Origin of the sequence: Reichenbachiella sp. (assembly GCF_039944555.1) — a bacterium.
Lineage (GTDB): Bacteria > Bacteroidota > Bacteroidia > Cytophagales > Cyclobacteriaceae > Reichenbachiella.
The window spans coordinates 204909-222958 of the sequence record NZ_JBDUYN010000006.1 but is presented as its reverse complement, the minus strand read 5'-3'; the positions used below and the strand labels follow the sequence as shown (position 1 = coordinate 222958).

General features: G+C 39.5%; 19 protein-coding genes. 9 read left to right on the top strand and 10 right to left on the bottom strand.

Features of this window, described 5'->3' with window-relative positions; genetic code table 11:
* Positions 1-84 precede the first annotated feature (84 nt).
* From ABJD64_RS05725 to ABJD64_RS05690, 8 genes are all read left to right on the top strand, one after another.
* A complete protein-coding gene (locus ABJD64_RS05725) occupies positions 85-471 on the top strand; it encodes an SRPBCC domain-containing protein (protein WP_348179663.1) in 387 nt (128 codons plus the stop codon).
* Positions 472-487: 16 nt separating this feature from the next.
* Positions 488-835, top strand: coding sequence for a YciI family protein (locus ABJD64_RS05720; protein ID WP_348179662.1), 348 nt, complete (start codon positions 488-490; stop codon positions 833-835).
* A 101-nt stretch (positions 836-936) separates the two neighbouring features.
* Positions 937-2199: a sigma-70 family RNA polymerase sigma factor gene (locus ABJD64_RS05715; RefSeq protein WP_348179661.1), complete on the top strand. Its 1263-nt coding sequence runs from the start codon at positions 937-939 to the stop codon at positions 2197-2199.
* A 71-nt stretch (positions 2200-2270) separates the two neighbouring features.
* On the top strand, positions 2271-3512 hold the full coding sequence (locus tag ABJD64_RS05710; protein WP_348179660.1) for a pitrilysin family protein: 1242 nt from the start codon (positions 2271-2273) through the stop codon (positions 3510-3512).
* Between the two features lie 60 nt (positions 3513-3572).
* Positions 3573-3980, top strand: coding sequence for an EVE domain-containing protein (locus ABJD64_RS05705; protein WP_348179659.1), 408 nt, complete (start codon positions 3573-3575; stop codon positions 3978-3980).
* 58 nt (positions 3981-4038) lie between these two features.
* On the top strand, positions 4039-5607 hold the full coding sequence (locus tag ABJD64_RS05700; RefSeq protein ID WP_348179658.1) for a hypothetical protein: 1569 nt from the start codon (positions 4039-4041) through the stop codon (positions 5605-5607).
* Between the two features lie 71 nt (positions 5608-5678).
* Positions 5679-6227, top strand: a complete 549-nt coding sequence (pyrR, locus tag ABJD64_RS05695; protein WP_348179657.1) for a bifunctional pyr operon transcriptional regulator/uracil phosphoribosyltransferase PyrR — start codon at positions 5679-5681, stop codon at positions 6225-6227.
* Complete coding sequence (locus ABJD64_RS05690) at positions 6224-7150, top strand: aspartate carbamoyltransferase catalytic subunit (RefSeq protein ID WP_348179656.1); 927 nt, start codon at positions 6224-6226, stop codon at positions 7148-7150. Before pyrR ends, ABJD64_RS05690 begins: the two co-directional genes overlap by 4 nt.
* A gap of 53 nt (positions 7151-7203) precedes the next feature.
* Here the strand turns inward: ABJD64_RS05690 and ABJD64_RS05685 are convergent, their stop codons facing one another.
* The 3 genes from ABJD64_RS05685 to ABJD64_RS05675 form a co-directional block, all read right to left on the bottom strand.
* Positions 7204-8130, bottom strand: a complete 927-nt coding sequence (locus ABJD64_RS05685; protein ID WP_348179655.1) for a hypothetical protein — start codon at positions 8128-8130, stop codon at positions 7204-7206.
* Between the two features lie 120 nt (positions 8131-8250).
* Positions 8251-9177: a hypothetical protein gene (locus ABJD64_RS05680; protein ID WP_348179654.1), complete on the bottom strand. Its 927-nt coding sequence runs from the start codon at positions 9175-9177 to the stop codon at positions 8251-8253.
* A gap of 28 nt (positions 9178-9205) precedes the next feature.
* On the bottom strand, positions 9206-10450 hold the full coding sequence (locus tag ABJD64_RS05675; RefSeq protein WP_348179653.1) for a CHASE2 domain-containing protein: 1245 nt from the start codon (positions 10448-10450) through the stop codon (positions 9206-9208).
* Positions 10451-10702: 252 nt separating this feature from the next.
* On the opposite strand from ABJD64_RS05675, the gene meaB reads away from it, so the two are divergent.
* The gene (gene meaB / locus ABJD64_RS05670; protein WP_348179652.1) at positions 10703-11692 is read left to right on the top strand and encodes a methylmalonyl Co-A mutase-associated GTPase MeaB; all 990 of its coding nucleotides are present in this window, start codon (positions 10703-10705) and stop codon (positions 11690-11692) included.
* On the opposite strand, the gene ABJD64_RS05665 is transcribed toward meaB, so the two are convergent.
* From ABJD64_RS05665 to ABJD64_RS05635, 7 genes are all read right to left on the bottom strand, one after another.
* A complete protein-coding gene (locus ABJD64_RS05665) occupies positions 11673-12395 on the bottom strand; it encodes an ATP-binding protein (RefSeq protein ID WP_348179651.1) in 723 nt (240 codons plus the stop codon). The two genes, meaB and ABJD64_RS05665, sit on opposite strands and share 20 nt — an antisense overlap.
* Positions 12392-12952, bottom strand: a complete 561-nt coding sequence (cobC, locus tag ABJD64_RS05660) for an alpha-ribazole phosphatase (RefSeq protein WP_348179650.1) — start codon at positions 12950-12952, stop codon at positions 12392-12394. Before cobC ends, ABJD64_RS05665 begins: the two co-directional genes overlap by 4 nt.
* Entirely contained in the window at positions 12937-13710 is a 774-nt protein-coding gene (locus ABJD64_RS05655) for an adenosylcobinamide-GDP ribazoletransferase (RefSeq protein WP_348179649.1), read from the bottom strand. The genes cobC and ABJD64_RS05655 overlap by 16 nt, the downstream gene beginning before the upstream one ends.
* A 3-nt stretch (positions 13711-13713) precedes the next feature.
* Positions 13714-14751, bottom strand: a complete 1038-nt coding sequence (gene cobT, locus ABJD64_RS05650) for a nicotinate-nucleotide--dimethylbenzimidazole phosphoribosyltransferase (RefSeq protein WP_348179648.1) — start codon at positions 14749-14751, stop codon at positions 13714-13716.
* Entirely contained in the window at positions 14751-15254 is a 504-nt protein-coding gene (locus ABJD64_RS05645; RefSeq protein WP_348179647.1) for a bifunctional adenosylcobinamide kinase/adenosylcobinamide-phosphate guanylyltransferase, read from the bottom strand. The genes cobT and ABJD64_RS05645 overlap by 1 nt, the downstream gene beginning before the upstream one ends.
* On the bottom strand, positions 15251-15901 hold the full coding sequence (locus ABJD64_RS05640) for a diphthine--ammonia ligase (RefSeq protein WP_348179646.1): 651 nt from the start codon (positions 15899-15901) through the stop codon (positions 15251-15253). Before ABJD64_RS05640 ends, ABJD64_RS05645 begins: the two co-directional genes overlap by 4 nt.
* A gap of 162 nt (positions 15902-16063) precedes the next feature.
* Positions 16064-17962: a TonB-dependent receptor gene (locus ABJD64_RS05635; RefSeq protein ID WP_348179645.1), complete on the bottom strand. Its 1899-nt coding sequence runs from the start codon at positions 17960-17962 to the stop codon at positions 16064-16066.
* Positions 17963-18050: the final 88 nt, after the last annotated feature.

Here is an 18050-nt window from a genome sequence, read left to right as displayed (position 1 = left end):
ACGATTCTGATGGGTTAAAATAATTTTTCACCGGATTGTCCTAATCTCTATTATTTATTCGTCTTGAAAATAAATAAGAGGCAAATGCCAAGGTTAGAGAAAACATATTTTGTGAACGCCAAGTCCAGTGATTTCTATGAAGCACTAACTAATCAAACGATTATAAGTCAATGGTCAGGAGCCTCGGCAACAATGAGTGATGAGATCGGAAGTAATTTTTCACTTTGGGGAGGCAGTATAGTTGGTATCAACAATGAAGTATCATCGAACAAGCTCGTACAACAGTGGAAAGAAAGCAGTTGGCCCGAATATTCCAAGGTAGTATTTGGATGGCGTCAGGAATCAAATTTTTTGGTTGTGACTCTTATTCATGAAGATATTCCTGAAGACTCCTATGATGATATAACCATTGGATGGGAAGAACATTACATGAATCCCTTGATTAGTTGGTTAGAATCGAATAATTTATAAACTAAAATATAAAACAATGAAAGAGTATCTTTTTTTATTCAGAGGTGGTGATGCTGCCAGAACAGACCAAACACCGGAAGAAATGCAAGCGCACATGGCCAAATGGGGTGTATGGATGCAGGGGTTAGCTCAGGATAATAAATTAGTAGGAGGGCTTCCCTTGGACAAAGGAGGCAAAGTAGTAAGAAGCGCTGGTGCGGTGATTACGGATGGTCCTTTTGCAGAAGGCAAGGAAGTGGTTGGCGGCTATCTCATAGTCAAATCTGATACACTGGACGGAGCTGTAGAAATATCTAAGCAATGCCCGATATTTGAACATGAAGGAATTGTTGAAGTAAGAGAGTTGCTTCCTATGGATATGTAATTCTAATGTTAAAAGCTATGCTCAAGGAATAGGAAGATGCAATTTTCGTCTTCCTTTTTTGTTTTATCACATGACTTTCTAATTTAAACAAACCAGAACTGGTGAATTCAAGTAGCACATCTTCGAAGACCATAGTTGACAACCTATTTAGAAATGAGTATGGAAAGATGGTCTCACTTTTGGTCAGTAAATATGGTGCGCCTCATTTGACTTTGGCTGAAGATGTGGTTCAAGATGCGATGTACAAGGCCATGCAAATCTGGCCTTATGGAGAGGTGCCTTCTAACCCCGCAGGATGGATCTATCGAGTGGCGAACAATCAGATGATAGATCAATTGCGCCGAATGAACAAGCAAGAGTATACAGAGGACTCAATAATTGATCTGCAAGAGTCATCATTCGAAGCTGATATTAATCCAGATGACGTACTAAAGGACGAACTACTGAAGATGTTATTTGTATGTTGCCATCCACAACTTAATATTGAATACCAGATTATTTTAGCACTTAAAGTACTATGTGGACTAGGAATCAGAGAAATTTCTGCTTGCTTGCTCAAGTCAGAAGCTGCTGTAGCTAAATCTTATACACGAGCCAGACATAAATTGATAGAGGCCAATGCAGATTTTGAATTACCCCCAACCGATGAGCTAAAAGACAGACTATCAGTTGTGCTAAAGGTGATATATCTATTGTTCAACGAAGGTTACAAGCCGAGTCATGGAAAGAAAATCCTTAATGTTGACTTATGCATAGAGGCCCTTCGACTCAATCGACTATTGTTGGAGGCAGATTTTGGCAACCTTCCAGAGACCAATGCATTAGAAGCACTCATGTACTTTCATCTAGCTCGATCAAAGTCCAGAATGAGTGAAGGTGGATTTATCATATCATTAGAAGATCAGGATAGGTCCACATGGGATCAGGAGTTGATCAGGACAGGACATTATTTTCTTAATAGAGCGGTTGAAGAACCTGTATACTCTGAATATCATATTCAAGCAGCTATATCATCCTTGCATTGCGCTGCCAAGTCGTTCAAAGAGACCAACTGGAAAGAGATATTAAGTTTGTACGACGCTATGGTGCTACGATACCCTTCAGCCGTGGCTCAGCTCAATCGGCTAGTGCCATTAGCTCAAGTCGAAGGGTATGACATTGCCATGCGAGAGTTGAAAAAAATTGAAAAAACCGGTTTTCTTAGCAACTATTATTTGCTTTATATAATCAAGGGCCACCTGTTGGAAAAATCCAAAAAGCCGAAACAGGCAAGGGAAGCGTATTGTGCTGGAGTAGATCTTGTTGAGAATGAAAAGGAACGAGAGTACATCGCACAAAAGATTGAGGCGCTCACTAAAAAATAGATATTCATTTCTGAAAATCCTCTGTTTCCAGTATCCAAAATGTATAACTTTGTTACTTCGAATGAGGTAATATGATGGATTACGAGTTGTGGGAATTGCCCAATGGAATAAGGGTTGTTCATAGACAAGTTTCAAATACAAAAATCGCCCACTGTGCATTAATGTTGGATATTGGTAGCCGGGATGAGGGGTTGCACCAGCAAGGTATTGCTCATTTTTGGGAACACATGGCCTTCAAGGGTACCCACAGACGTAAAGCATTTCACATCATCAACCGACTGGAATCTCTAGGGGGTGAATTGAATGCCTACACAACAAAAGAGAAAATTTGTTTTTATGCGGCTGTTCTCGATAGTCACCTAGACAAGGCTGTTGAACTACTCAAGGATATTACCTTCAATTCTATTTTTCCAGATGCTCAGATTAATAAGGAACGACAAGTCATATTAGAAGAAATGGCTATGTACGCTGACAGCCCGGAAGATGCAATTCAAGATCAATTGGATGGTCTGGTATTTAAGGATCATCAGCTAGGCAATAACATTTTGGGTACATCATCTAGCGTCAAATCATTTGATCAAAAAGATTTCCTGGATTTTGTAAGTGAAAATTTGGATACCCGGCGCATGGTTTTTTCTTCAGTGGGTAATTACTCTCTTAAGAAATTGAAAAAGATTGTAGAGAAAAATCTGAAATCAATCGATAATATCAGTTGCGACAGGGAGCGCAGAGTGGTCAATGGCTATGCGCCGCAAAATGAAATTACACCTAAAGACATTACACAGGCACATGTTGGAATAGGTTGCAGAGCATTCGATATTTATTCTGAACAGAAAGTGCCATTCTTTGTGCTTAACAATATTTTGGGCGGTAGTGCCATGAATTCAAGACTTAATTTAAGTCTGAGAGAAAATCATGGTATGGTATATAATATAGAATCGAATTTTCAGGCATTTACTGACACGGGGCTCTTTTCCATTTTTTACGCCACTGAACCTGCGAATTTGGAGAAATCAATTCAGTTGGTTAAGAAGGAAATAAAAAAACTAACTGAAACAGAACTTGGATCCAAACAACTTCAGACAGCTAAAAATCAAATCAAAGGGCAGCTCGCTATGGCAGAGGAGAACAATCAGAATTTCATGCTTATGATGGCTAAAAGTATCCTGGACCACGGAAAAGTTGAAGGACTGGATGCCGTTTTTGGCAAAGTAGACGCAGTTACAAGATCACAGCTTCGAAGATTGGCAAATGAGCGACTCGACTTTGGTCAAATGAGCATTCTCAAATATTTGCCGGTTATACAGGACTAGACGGTTTGTATTAGTCTCATAAATATTTAAATTTCAATGACTAAATTGAAATGATTGAATATGAACTATTGGCTGATCAAAACTGAACCGAATACCTACTCATGGGATGATTTTGTGAAATTGGGAAGAGATCATTGGGATGGTGTGCGAAACTATGCCGCCCGTATGCACATGATGAATATGAAGGTAGATGATTTGGCTTTGTTTTACCATAGTGTAAACGAAAAGTGTGTCGTAGGTGTTGCCAAAGTGGTGAAAGAGCACTATTCTGACCCTACAACAGATGATGACAGATGGGTGGTAGTGGACTTGATTCCCGAACTAAAACTTGATCAAGCTGTTACGTTAGAGCAAATAAAAAATGACAACCGCTTGTCTGAAATGGTTCTTGTCAACAACTCCAGACTCTCGGTACAACCCGTTAAAAAGGAGGAGTTCGACATTGTTTTATCTTTAGGACAGAAATGAACCTTGATGAAGTAAGGGTTTTAGTAGCCTCAGGCTTTTTTTATGTAAGACGATGGAAATGAGAAAAACAGCTTACGTATTGGTATTGCTTATGGCAGGTCTTCAGTTCTTGGCTTTTGGCCAAAAGAGAAAGAAGGATGTAGAAGCAGATACCACAGAACAAGAGTCATTTATAGTTCAGCCAAAAAGAATTGAATTTGAAGTAGGGACTAAGGATGAAGACTTTATCATCATCTCGGCTAAAGAGCGAGGGCTACTGGTAGTAAAAGAAACGCGCAACAGAACTGAATCAGGCTTTGTTTGGGAGCTATATTTAGTGGATAGTCTGCTCAATGTGGTTTGGGATAGAGCAATTTCCATTGACTATGGAGCAATATTCTTAGGATACGACTACAGCGAAGAAGGCTTTTTCTTGCTATTTGGAAAGTCACAATACAAGCTTGATGATATGATCGTCTATCAGACCGATCTTGAGGGAGATCAGATTCTCTCGCATAGCGTCACCCTTGGTGTACCGTTGGAATTAAGTCATTTTGAGGTTGTTTCTAATACATTGATTTATGGTGGGTATTCGAATATGAGGCCAGTAGTTACGGTGGTTGACTTGGACGACCCGAAACCAAAGGTTATGCCTGGAATTTATAATAATAACAGTACAATCATTGACGTTCGAACCGATAAACGCACGAATAACTTTACCGTCGTGATGAGCGAACAAGGGCAAAATAAACAGGTTACAGTTTCCTTAAAGACCTTTACAGAAAAGGGTGAATTGGTTCATACAGAAGTTATCAGTACGGATTATGAAAAGAGCTTGTTGGATGGGGTATCGACAAGCTTCGACAACGGTACGCAATATATTGCAGGTACCTACTCCAAGCGCAAGTCTGAATTTTCCAGAGGACTATATTTGGCCAAATTGAATCTTGGACAGCAGGAATTCATTAAGTATCACGATTATGCAGACTTGGACAATTTTTTTTCATACATGAAAGCCAAAAGAGAAGAACGCATAAAAGAAAAAATTGAAAGGAAGAAAGTCAAGGGTCAAAAAGCTAAATTCAACTACCGATTGTTAATTAACGACATCGTAGAGCGAGAAAACGAGTACATATTGATTGGTGAAGCCTATTACCCTAAATATTCGAATTATGGCAGTAGCAATTTTTATGCGTCAAATAGCTTTGGCGGAAGTGATGGATTTTCAAACCCGAATTTTATAGGTTATAAATACACCCATGCTATCGTTGCAGGGTTTAGTAAAAAAGGTGAATTGCTTTGGGACAATAGTTTCGAAATTAATGACCTGCTGAGTTATTCTCTTAAGGAAAATGTGCAAATCAGTGTTGAGAAGGATCGCATTGTATTGCTCTATGTGTATGAAAATGTGATTAGATCTAAAATCATCCAAAATGACGAAATACTTGAAGGAAAAAGTTTTGACCCCATAGAACTACACTTTAAGTCTGATGAAATCCGTGATAACAATAAAGAAATGGAAGGTTTGGAAAAATGGTTTGACGGCAATTTTTACACTTTTGGGATTCAAAATATCAAAAATCTGAAAGATAAGGATGTAAAGCTCAATCGTCGGGTATTTTACATCAATAAGGTCCAATATCAATAATCTTAAATCTTCTTTCCAATTTATTTTCAAATGTGAATGGCTAGGTTCTATATTTGCCTAATCAAAGACACATGCAAAAGAGACTTCTTCTTAATAGCCACCATCTTAGTATTACCATCTCCCGTCTTTGTTATCAATTAATCGAAAATCATAATCAGTTTGAGAATACAGTCTTGCTGGGACTTCAGCCAAAAGGCATATACCTGGCGGAGAGGATCAAAGCTGAACTTGAACGAGTAATAAACAAAACTGTCCCGCTTGGTTATCTCGATATTACTTTTTATAGAGATGATTTTCGGAGACGTGATGAACCGCTGGCACCTAATGAGACCAAGGTGCCTTTCATTATTGAAGATAAGAATGTAGTGCTGATTGATGACGTTTTATACACCGGACGTTCAGTAAAGTCTGCTATGGACGCCATGGGTGCTTTTGGAAGACCAGCTAAAGTTGAGTTCTTAACCTTAATAGACCGCTCTTATAGCCGAGATATACCGGTAGAGGCCAATTATATTGGTAAACGAGTGAATACAGTTTTATCTCAAAAAGTGTTGGTAGAGCTGACTGAGCAAGGCAAGAAAGAGGATAAAATTTGGTTGATAGATAATTCTGAGAAATGAGCGAGTTGAGTAGCAAACATTTATTGGGTATCAAAAGTCTAACACCAAGTGATATTCAGTTGATCTTTGAAACGGCCGACAACTTTAAGGATGTCATTAATCGCCCGATCAAGAAAGTTCCTTCACTCAGAGATGTTACCATTGCGAATGTCTTTTTTGAAAACTCCACCCGAACTAAACTTTCTTTCGAACTGGCAGAAAAACGCCTTTCGGCAGACGTAATAAACTTTTCTTCTTCAGGAAGCTCTGTAAAAAAAGGAGAAACACTTCTGGACACCGTCAATAATATCCTGGCAATGAAGGTGGATATGATAGTCATGCGGCATTCGTCTCCAGGTGCTCCACATTTCCTATCTCAGCACATTGAAGCAAATATTGTAAATGCTGGAGATGGGACACATGAGCACCCTACTCAGGCGCTGTTAGATGCTTTTTCAATGAGAGAAAAGCTCGGTGAATTAGCGGGTAGGAAAATAGCAATCATTGGTGATATCATACATTCTCGCGTCGCCTTATCGAATGTTTTTGCACTTCAAAAGTTGGGAGCGGAGGTTATGATATGTGGTCCTGCGACATTGGTGCCAAAGTACATTACCTCTTTAGGAGTAAAAGTTGTGACAGATGTGTTTGAAGCCTTGCAGTGGTGTGATGTGGCCAACATTCTTAGGATACAACTCGAAAGACAGCACATTAAATATTTTCCATCTCTCAGGGAATACTCTCAGCATTTTGGGGTCAACAAGAAGCTCCTTGATAGACTAGACAAAGAAATTATTGTAATGCACCCTGGCCCAATCAATCGTGGGGTTGAGATTACAAGCGATGTAGCTGACTCTCACCATTCTATAATATTGAATCAGGTCGAAAATGGCGTAGCTGTTCGAATGGCTGTTCTTTACCTTTTGGCTGGAGCCAATAGATAAAAAAAAGCTCTGAGACTAATCAGAGCTTTTCTAATCAATATAAATCTAATTCTTTATTCATCCAATTTACTCAATCCATTACGGATAAGAAATTCACCGTAGAGCATTTTGAAGTCTTCTACCTCAGGTGATTGTTCCAGTATGTCTTCATACTGAGTCAAAGCATCTAGGGTCAAGCCATTGTCTTCAAAGTACGAAGCTAATATCAGTTTCCCAAGTGGACTGTCTCCTGATATTTCTGACTTCAGTTGTGTAAGTGAAGCCATCATTTCTGCTTCTTTTTCGTCAGAGAGTCTTTCTATTCCATAGTCAGGAGAAAAGAGATCTGGATTATCTTTGACTTTGATGTTAAGAATCACGAGCTGTTCGTTAGCCAGGTTTTCGTCATCTAAATTTAGCTTAATGTAGGGCTTAGTCGTCTCCGCAGATAGTAATTCTTCGTCAAAGATGTTTTTAACACTTACAATATAATAGGCGTCCTCTTCTTCAACCGAATTCCATCGAATCACGGCTTCCGGATTCAAGACGTTGACCGAAGTTGGCAACATGGCCGAAATGGCCGAACCACTTGATCTTTCAACGGCTCCAGTCGCTTTCATATTGGCTCGATAGTTCTCATTACCTCCGTCGCCGTTCATCTTTGCCAATACATAATTAGCATATTTTCCCGCTACTGATGTTTTGGAGTTAGCAAGTTTGGTTTCTAAATCCGTAATTTTTGTTACACCAGGCGCTCTAAGTTCAATAGTTCGTCCAGTTCGGTGCATCAGTCCAATGTAGGCACCGGTAGATGCAATAATCTCATCATCTTGCATAAGGGTTAGCCCGGTGCGTAAGATTACTTTTTTACCATCAGCCGCTTTTTTGACGTGGTTCACACCTTTGTTGGCCAGCACTCTAAATACAAAACTTTTGTTACTATTCTGCGCCATGCCAGAGCTGAAAATCGTAATAAACAGAAATACAAAAATGGTTCTCATTAGGATATAGTTTAGTATTTGTTATTCAAATCAGTGACAATTGAAAGTGATGACTCTTATAGGAAAGAAAAAGGTCATGTCGTTCGGGACATGACCTTTTCATCTTAAAAATCTATTTTCTTATTGCAACCCATTCTTTACTAAGAAGTCATCGTAAAGCGTTTTGAAGTCCTCTACGTCCGGCGAAGCCAAAACGGCTTTTTCATATTGAGTCATAGCATCCAATATCAAATTGTTTTCTTCATAGAATGAAGCAAAAATCAAATTGTTCAATGGGCTGTCCTCGGAAATTTCAGATTTCAAGGCTTGCAAGTTCTCATTGATTGAGGCCGCATCGTCGGAGGACATTCTTTTGATACCATAGTCACCTGACTTAATATCTTCATTGTCCTTAACCTGCACATTCAATATTACTAATCTCTCGTTAGCAAGGTTTTCATCATTAAAATTGATATTGAGACTAGTTTTGGCAGTCTCGGCATTAAAGATCTCCTCATCAAAGATGTTTTTAATACTTACAATATAAGAAGCATCAAGAACCTCTTCCGTTCCTTCCCATCTGATAATGGCTTCAGTGTTTAGAACGTCCACAGAACTTGGCAATAAGACCTTAAGAGAAGCACTACTAGTCGCTCTTTCCACGGCCCCGGTAGCCTTCATGTTTTTTCTGTAGTTAGAACTCAGATCACCCTCGCCTTCACTCATTTTGTTCATCACGAACTTAGCATATTTGTTGGCAACACTAGATTTGGAATTTGCCAATTTAGTCTCAAGGTCTGTGATTTTGGTAATACCGGGGTTTCTCACCTCGATGGTCCTTCCCGTCTTGTGCATCAATCCGATGTACGCACCGCTTGCAGCTATTAGCTCATCGCCAGACATTAAGGTTGCTCCCGTTTTAAGAGGTACAGTTTCTCCACTTTGTCCCTTTTTTACCTGATTGGCTCCTTTGCTTGCCAATACTCTAAAAACAAAACTTTGTCCGTAGCTGGTATTGACTAGAAAGAATATCAGAAGAGTAGATGTTATGAATAATTTAGTTCTCATGATATATATAGATTTATAGATTACAAATTTACAATTTCTTTAGTTCACGAAGTTCTTTTCGACCTTCTTTTGTAAAAAGATTAACAAAGACACCAAAGAATACCTCCAGTGCATCCCCTACAATAAGCACAGCAACAATGGATAAGGTAGTATCGATTTTATAGTTAAAACTATTGAATACGAAAAGACCTAAACTAAATAACGCTGCGGCTTCTATTAATTGTATAAGTTTCGATAATCCGTCATACCACTTAGGCATGACTTTATAGATGACGGTAAACAAAACGATGTTTAGGTATAAAATTACAAGTGCCAATATGTAGCCTATGTTTTCGCTCATTTCATTTATGTAACTCTCAGACATAATCATCGAAAAAGCATTGGCATGTACTACACCACCAAACATATCAGCATGGGTTTTACCTACATAGTTTTTGTTGAGCGGAGTGAAGTATTTATCATCAAGTGCCTTTCTGTCGCCCAATTCACTACCCATATAGCAGAATATAACCGCCTTATCTTTTATGAGTTCGGGAGCAAATTCCATATTTAATACCTGGTACCAATCTAAAGCGAAGTAACTGATAGCATACTCTGTGGCACCATAATCAAATATATTGCCACGATAATTGATAACTTCTACGTCCTTATCTCTTGCTAAAAAACGTGCTACTTTAGCGCTGTCCATGTGTTGAGCGATTTTGACCGAAAAGGCCAGCTCTTCCTGTCCTTTTACACTTTCGCTTACCGCAAATTCTCGGCACATTTTTAGATCATCCTGATCTGCGGCGCCTGTAATAAAATTGACAAATGCAGTCTCTCCGTAACCGAATAGTGGAGGATATGAGACTTCAAGTGAGTCAAAATCATCATCATCGTCAACGTTGAGTAGTTTGCTATACATGACCAGATTTTCAACTCTGGAGAAAGCATCAGATAGTTTTAAATCGCCTAAAGTGTCTTCTTTTGGATACTTAAAAACCATATCCATGCCAATAACCTTTGGCTCGGCTGAATTAATGATATTTACCATGTCTGCAATACCTGACCTAGGTAAATCTCCAATATTTATCAAAATTAAATTTTCTTCCGCCAGGGGGTCCTCACGCAACTGTGAGAATACAATGTCGGTGCTTTCCATATCCTCAAAAACAGCACCTATGGGGTCAAAAACATCAAATATTTTGAAGGCGGTTACTTGGGAAACTAAAAAAGCTAAAACGAGTATAAAGAAAAGCCCATAAATAGTTTCAAGCCAGAATCGTTTGAACATGTCAGTTAGTTAAGATTATTAAGTGTTCTCTATTTAATATGTATTTGGAACAATTGGTAACCTTTCTCTCAATCAAATTTAAAGCTAAACTAATCTTAGATAAATTCAATTATTAATCGACCAACCTTTCCAAATTATCTATAAACATAGGAAATCCACCTATAAGAACTATCGGGATAAGGAAATTTTTGATATTTATCTACGACCTGTTATATCATTGCTATATTTAAATTTTTTATGCATAAATTTTGAATGAAGAGATTTAGCCTTGAGTACTATCTGGATGGATTGCGAGCACAAAACACGGTGGTATTAGCTCAATCCATAACGCTGGTTGAGAGTCGAAAAAGAACTGACCAGGATTTGGCCGATCAACTTCTTAATCATATCTTAAATCAAGAATCGAAATCTGTTCGGATTGGAATTACCGGTACCCCCGGTGTGGGGAAAAGCAGTTTTATCGAAGGTTTTGGGACTTATTTGACTAGCAAAGGAAAAAAATTAGCTGTTTTGGCCATCGATCCGAGTAGTCAACGTACTGGAGGTAGCATCTTGGGTGATAAGACAAGAATGGAAACATTGAGTAGAAATCCCAATGCATTTATACGACCCTCTGCGTCTGGTAGTACGCTTGGCGGGGTCAATAATAAGACCCACGAAGCCATCTTGCTCTGTGAAGCTTCAGGTTTTGATGTCGTTATTGTGGAAACGGTTGGTGTGGGACAATCTGAGACGCTCGTAAATGATATGGTTGACTTTTTCCTGCTTATGATTCAGCCAGGGTCCGGAGATGATCTGCAAGGGATTAAGAAAGGCATCATGGAAATGGCGCATGGCATAGTCATAAATAAAGCGGATGGCGACCAGGAAAAGCTGGCTAAGCGCTCCAAAACTGATCTTTTGAATGCCCTGCATCTGTTTGCGGCAAGCGAAACGGGCTGGTCAACTAAGGTGGAATTATGTTCTTCATTGGAAAAGAAAGGATTTGACCTTATATGGCAAATGATCTTGGATTTTCAGCATATAATGATCGAAAATGGTCTATTCCAAAATAACAGGAGTAATCAAAACGTCCGCTGGTTTGAAAATCGGGTGAATTTTGGTTTGATTCAACACTTATCTGATCATACCGCACTAAAAAAAAATATAAAAGAATTGAGAAGTAAAGTTCAAAGCGGTGAACTTTCAGTTTCTATGGCCACAACAGAAGTATTGACAATCGTCAAACAGCTTTTGACTTAGCCAAACCCAGATCGGCAAACTCAAATGCGGTCTTAACTTCTTGCCCAGATTGAAGTTTATGTTCGTACGTGTGCACTAACACCTCATTTACTTGAACAAAAATAGGATTTCGGAAAATGGGGCCGTCGAAGGCATAGGAGTGAAACTCACCATTTTCACCACAAGGATCTATTTCAGAACCAAATGTATCGAGCATAGCATGACTATATTCTTTGCCACATATGCTGTTGGGGAATAGCGATTGCTTGGCACAACAAATCAGTGTTTTGAAGTCATTGGATAAAAAAGAGCTAGCGAGGTCTTTGGTTTGCCTTTTCCAAAGGGGATAGACTCCTGTTAGACCATTTTTGTGCAATAGTTCATCACGATACCTTTTCAAGTCTTCTAAGAAAATATCTCCAAATCCAATGTGATTAATGCCTTGAGACTTTAGATCAGAATAATAGGCATTTAACGCTTTTTCGTAGTTCGCATTGGTGGAATCCGGCTCGATGGAGATAAAACGAATAGGCAGCCCAATAGAATCAGCTTGTGCACGTATTAGCTCTTGAGAAACACCATGCATAGATACTCTACCGGTTTCGCTAGAAACAGCAGTATGCAACTCTACAATAACATATTTATCATCATTCATAAGATGATGGAGCATCAAGCTGGAATCTTTGCCACCGCTCCAACTAATTGCCAATGGAATTTTTGTCATACTTTGTTGATATAATCGACTGAGAAAATGGATTCATTGAGACTGATTTTTGTAATACTGCCATAATCTACCCGTAAGGTAAAAGTGTCCTTTAAAGGAAGATTGAGTACATAAGATAGAATTGCACGGATTGGTCCCGCATGAGTGACAATGCCAGTCGACTTTCTGTTTTGTGAGATAATACCTTTGAAAATTTCTACTACTCTGGTTTTAAGTTGCTCGTAGGATTCACCATTACTCGGGCCTTGAGTGATGTAGTTTTCCATCCACTGGTTGACGGCAGGCTGTGAAATGTCTTTCCACTTCTTCATCTCCCAATCTCCAAAACTGAGTTCCATCAATCTTGACTCTTCTTGGACTTTCACATTAAAACTCTTAGCTAACTTTGAGCAACGTTTCAATGGACTAGAAAAGATGTAATCCAGTGGTTGTTCAAATTTTTGATGAATATTGCTGGCTTCTGCATCGAAAGTGGGTGCCAGGTCAAGGTCGGTTTGACCATAGCAAATGTCCTTGTCCACTTGAGGAGTAGTGTGTCTGATTAGATATAATTCCATAGCGATAAAACCAATAGGTAAAAGGTAACTTCTGATATTTGTTGTAGTGCTCCTAAGCAATCTCCCGTATATCCGCCGATCCATTTTTTAAAATAGCCGGACAGATACAATTTAACCAAAATAAGAACAGGAATACCGGTTAGTAAATACAGATTTTGGAAATAGATCAACGGGGCAATGCCCATAGCGATTGCTGCCAAAAAACTTCCCTTTTTCATTTGCCTGGCGACGGGTTTAGCCTTCGAATCTTCGTTTTCTCTTGCATACTCATCCGAGAATATCATAAACACCGAGTTGAGGCGACTGATACTATGTCCCGTGATAATAATAAAAACAAGCGTTGTCGCCTGAAGATGATTGCTCAATTCCCATAGCAAAAGGAATTTGAAAAGAATAATAAGTAACATGCCCAAGGCCCCGTAGGCTCCAATAGCTGAATCCTTCATGATTTTGAGGATTTTCTCCTTAGTCCATCCTCCCCCAAACCCGTCACAAACGTCTGCAAACCCATCCTCATGAAATGCCCCTGTAATTAAAATGCTTGAAATCATAGATAAAATAATGGAGATACTGAATGGTAATATTTGCGCTGAGCCGTAAAATACGAGCCCTGCAAACCCTCCAACAATCCAACCGATTAAAGGAAAATACCTGGTTGCCTTGTTGAGCATTTCAGAGGAATGGTCAACCCATTTGGGGCATGGGATACGTGTATAAAACATCACAGCTGTAAGAAATATGGACCATTCTTTTTTCATGCGTTATTCTTTGTTAGAAACGCCTGCACTTTCAAAGCTGGCCATTTGATTCATGAATGCCACACTGGACGCCAGCAGGGGATAGGCTAGTGCACAGCCTGTACCTTCACCCAATCTCATATTCATCTTAAGGACTGGATTTGCCCCAATATATTCTAGCATTTGTCTGTGACCTGATTCGTCTGATTGGTGGCAGAAGATCGCATAATGTCTGATGTTTGAATTGAATGACTGAGCGCAGAGATAGGCTGCACAGGCTATAAATCCATCTACCAGTATGATCATTCCAAGACTAGCGGCTTGCAACATCGCTCCGCACATCATGGCGATTTCAAATCCTCCAACGGCCTGTAGCAGTTCTCTTGTTTCGGAAATCCCTGAATGTTTCGTTTGCACTTGTACCAAAACGTTTACTTTTTTTCTCCATCCTTCGTCGTCCACACCGGTACCGCGCCCTACACATGTTTCAATAGGTATTTGACAAATGTGGCTCATGATCAGACTCGCTGCTGAAGTATTCCCAATACCCATTTCGCCAAACCCAATAATGTTGGAGCCTTCCTCTTGAATCTCAGTTACAATCTCTGATCCCCTTTGCATGGCCAGCTTCAATTGCTCTAACGACATGGCTGGTTCGGTTAGTGAATTCTTTGTACCCATCCCGATTTTTGCATCAATAAGGCCAGGGCGATTGCCGAAATCAAAGTTGACCCCTGCGTCTACAATTTTAAGGTCAATCTGGTGCTGCTCACTAAAAACATTGATAGCGGCTCCACCTCCGAGAAAATTCAACACCATTTGATGGGTGACTTTTTGAGGATAAGCACTTATGCCTTCATTGGCCAGACCATGATCTCCTGCCATTACAACAATAGTCGGTTTGATTAAATTCGGGGTCAAGGTTTGTTGAATTTGACAGATTTGCCTTGCCAGGAGTTCTAATTGGCCTAAAGCACCAATTGGTTTTGTTTTTAGATCTATTTTGTGATCAATTTTAGCATTTAGTTGCTCGTCAGGTTTTGCAATTTCAAAATCTATCATTATTTTAATTTTATAGGAAGGCCTGACACCATGAAATAAGCTTCATCAGCAATTTTAGCAATATGCTGATTCATCCAACCTTGAAGTTCTACAAAGTCACGACCAATTTGAGTATTGCCATGAAGTCCCATGCCAATTTCATTGGAGATTATAATCAGATGCCCTGGATAAACTTTCAGTTTTTCGAATTCGCCTTTGGCCAATGCAAGTGCCTCGTCTCGATTGGATTTTGTTTTGGAAAAAAAATTGGACAGCCACAAGGTGACACAATCGACCACAACGACCCGATTGAGTGGAAGGCATCGACTCAGTTCAAGCGGTTCTTCAATATTAGTCCAACGCTCATCGCGTTCTGCCTGATGTCTTTTGACCCGTTCTTCAAAATTTCCGTCATAGACCTGAGCGGTGGCAAGATAAATCGGATTGTCAGCCAATTCTAGCGCCATTTGCTGTGCATAACTGGATTTACCAGAGCGTTCTCCACCTGAAATGTAAGTGATCATTGCAGTAGACTGGTTTCTATGAAACAATAGTTTTCCGTTTTCACTTTTTTCCCTTTAGAGACTTTAATTTCCTCTTTGAAAAGCGGGCAATTCAAAACCAAGGTATGGTATTCTCCATTCTCACCACACACATCTACACCTTTTTCTTCGAGTTTTTGAATCAGATCGTGAGAGATTTCTTCACCCAAAAAGTCCAACCCGAGTTCGTGATTACAAGAAACGATGATGGCCTTGATACCTGCATCAATCATAGATTCAACAAGTTCGCGCCTACTGCCTTTCCATAATGGTAGGAAAGCCTCGAGTTCAGCAGCAGCAGATACCTTCTCTTCCCACTCCCTATGTTTTTCTATGTCGATATCGCCATAGACCATGCCATCAATTTGATGTATTTTCTTGATGAGTTGAAGGTTGGAAATAAAGTTTTCTTCATAGGTAGTCCATGAGGCAGAAGCCAGTTGAATTGGAACGCCAAGTGCTTTGGCCTGAGCGCAAAGGACCTCTTGAGTTAATCCATGAGATTTCGAATAGGCCTGATTCTCGTCCATCACATTCATGACTACTTTGAGGGTGTCACCATTAGCCAATTGTTGCATGAGAGCGAAACAACTGTCTTTACCACCACTCCAGGAACAACCTATATTCATAATATATTTAATGATGCTGTCTCAGAATTCGACCAAGCCCGTTGTATTGAGAGGAGTGAGATATCTCAAGAGGCATTGTGACCCGATAGAGAACGCTCCGTTTCAGCGGACCGAGTTGTACCTCCTTCAAATTGGAGAGGCTAATTCTGAGACAGCACATATTTAAAATTTATAATTTAAACCAACTGTGGTATTTCTTCCCCTACTGGTAAAGCCGTAGATACCATCAAAATCTTCATCCAAGATGTTGTTGATTCCGCCATAGATTGATAGGTTCTGATCCATTAACTTGTAATTAGCAAAGAGATCTACCAGGCTGTAGGCTTTCAGATCTATCTCTGAAAAAGATCCAAAATCAAAAATTGTTCTTTCTCCGGTATAATTGTATTTCAAAGACACATCCAGGCTTTCAATTAAAGCCATCGTTACGCTAGCACCAAGTTTTACATTTGGGATTCGATAAAAGGTGGTTTCGTCATCGGTGGTTACGTATGCATAATTGGTACGTAAGTTTATTTTTTCGTTGACGGACCATCTTGCATCCACTTCTAAGCCTTTTACTACACGTTCACTAGTGGTATTATTATAAATGCCACCTATCCAATTGCCATCTGAATCAAAAAGACTCTCAAATTGAATTGGATCGTTTTCATCTCTTCTGAAGTAGACAGTGTTTAGCTCAAGAGATTTTCCCAGGTAGAATGAAAGGCCACCTTCATAGTTGGTCGACGTTTCAGGCTTCAAATCAGTATTCCCATAAATGGAATAAAGTTGATAAAGACTTGGTGTGATATAACTGGTTGAAATAGATCCGAGTAATTTAATGGTTACATCTTGATCAATAAATAGCTGGTACGATGGATTGATATTATATACAAACTCAGAACCGTATTCGCTGTGCGTATTAAGTCTTACTCCGGCATGCACATTGAACCCTGAACTATGATCGAAAAAAACTGAAGCAAAAGGGTCTACCAGATTAAAATCATCATAGCCGGTGTCGGGCTCAACGACTTGTTTGGCAGACAGTTTTTGATAATTTACGCCTATCAATGTTTTTATTTGTTCTGTAACTTGATGCTCGTGAGTGATTTCGGTCTGCAAGTTTTTCGATTTGTATTCTGAAGGGAATGAACTTATGAATTCCCTTGTACCGGTATTCAGGAGCAAGTTTACTTTTACATTTCCAGAGCCGTAATTGTAAGTAGGAGTAATGCCAACTCTAAACTGGTTACTATTATTTTGATTTTCGGCATCGACAAACGCAGACCCATCATAATCAGCAGAAAATTCATTGTAACCGGCATTAAATCCCAAGTTCAATTGGTCAGTGACCTGCAGTCCTAATTTAAGTGCCCCGTTCTTTTGATTCATGCCATCCTTTTGAAAGTCGACAGTTGAGTTCTCATCGGATGCAGCTGAAAAACCCTCAGCATCCATAAAGCCCCCGCTTACGGCATAACTTAGTTTGTCTTGTGTACCATTGACATTGGCAGAAAGTTGATGGGTTTTATAAGAACCAAAACTATAATCAACTTGTCCGTGGGTGCCATCGGATGCAGCTTCTTTCAATTTGATATTTATTACCGCAGCCGAGGCCCCGGTTCCGTACAAAGTGCTCAATCCGCCTTTTAGTACTTCTATAGACTCTATTTGGCCAACAGGTAGAAATCTGAGATCGAAAGAAGCATCAATGCCAGACGGGTCATTTAACGGTACACCATCAACAAGTATCAATGTGTTTTTATTTCGCCCGCCCCGTACAAAGTAACTGATGTTTGTACCCGGAGCTCCAAAGTTGCCATCCATTTGTATCCCAGGCACCTCATTGAGTAAATCGGCTACAGATTTGCCTGCGTTTTGTTCTATATCCTTAGCAGTTAACTTGTAAATGCTCTTTCCGGACTTTTCAACAGGGATTTCAAATTTGGTACCTGTTACCACCACTTCATCTAGTGATATGGTGGACAATTCTTCTTCTTGGGCGCTTGCCCAAAATCCAGTCATCAGAAATGCTCCAATGACGCACAAATTTTTGAGATTAATTTTTAAGACTCTCATAGTAAATTTTTAAATGGTTAAAAAAACTATGAGCCTTTGTTAGAAAAAGGGAATAGCAGAATGATTCATGCCGCAGTTCACTTCACTT

Excerpts from the sequence above, each read along its gene's own strand:
- ABJD64_RS05685 (WP_348179655.1), bottom strand. The coding sequence starts at position 8,130 with ATGAGAACCATTTTTGTATTTCTGTTTATTACGATTTTCAGCTCTGGC.
- ABJD64_RS05645 (WP_348179647.1), bottom strand. The coding sequence starts at position 15,254 with ATGATCACTTACATTTCAGGTGGAGAACGCTCTGGTAAATCCAGTTAT.
- ABJD64_RS05640 (WP_348179646.1), bottom strand. The coding sequence starts at position 15,901 with ATGAATATAGGTTGTTCCTGGAGTGGTGGTAAAGACAGTTGTTTCGCT.
- ABJD64_RS05700 (WP_348179658.1), top strand. The coding sequence starts at position 4,039 with ATGAGAAAAACAGCTTACGTATTGGTATTGCTTATGGCAGGTCTTCAG.
- ABJD64_RS05655 (WP_348179649.1), bottom strand. The coding sequence starts at position 13,710 with ATGAAAAAAGAATGGTCCATATTTCTTACAGCTGTGATGTTTTATACA.
- ABJD64_RS05720 (WP_348179662.1), top strand. The coding sequence starts at position 488 with ATGAAAGAGTATCTTTTTTTATTCAGAGGTGGTGATGCTGCCAGAACA.
- ABJD64_RS05680 (WP_348179654.1), bottom strand. The coding sequence starts at position 9,177 with ATGAGAACTAAATTATTCATAACATCTACTCTTCTGATATTCTTTCTA.
- ABJD64_RS05675 (WP_348179653.1), bottom strand. The coding sequence starts at position 10,450 with ATGTTCAAACGATTCTGGCTTGAAACTATTTATGGGCTTTTCTTTATA.
- cobC (WP_348179650.1), bottom strand. The coding sequence starts at position 12,952 with ATGGAATTATATCTAATCAGACACACTACTCCTCAAGTGGACAAGGAC.
- meaB (WP_348179652.1), top strand. The coding sequence starts at position 10,703 with ATGAAGAGATTTAGCCTTGAGTACTATCTGGATGGATTGCGAGCACAA.
- ABJD64_RS05635 (WP_348179645.1), bottom strand. The coding sequence starts at position 17,962 with ATGAGAGTCTTAAAAATTAATCTCAAAAATTTGTGCGTCATTGGAGCA.
- ABJD64_RS05710 (WP_348179660.1), top strand. The coding sequence starts at position 2,271 with ATGATGGATTACGAGTTGTGGGAATTGCCCAATGGAATAAGGGTTGTT.
- ABJD64_RS05665 (WP_348179651.1), bottom strand. The coding sequence starts at position 12,395 with ATGACAAAAATTCCATTGGCAATTAGTTGGAGCGGTGGCAAAGATTCC.
- ABJD64_RS05690 (WP_348179656.1), top strand. The coding sequence starts at position 6,224 with ATGAGCGAGTTGAGTAGCAAACATTTATTGGGTATCAAAAGTCTAACA.
- ABJD64_RS05725 (WP_348179663.1), top strand. The coding sequence starts at position 85 with ATGCCAAGGTTAGAGAAAACATATTTTGTGAACGCCAAGTCCAGTGAT.
- ABJD64_RS05705 (WP_348179659.1), top strand. The coding sequence starts at position 3,573 with ATGAACTATTGGCTGATCAAAACTGAACCGAATACCTACTCATGGGAT.
- pyrR (WP_348179657.1), top strand. The coding sequence starts at position 5,679 with ATGCAAAAGAGACTTCTTCTTAATAGCCACCATCTTAGTATTACCATC.
- cobT (WP_348179648.1), bottom strand. The coding sequence starts at position 14,751 with ATGATAGATTTTGAAATTGCAAAACCTGACGAGCAACTAAATGCTAAA.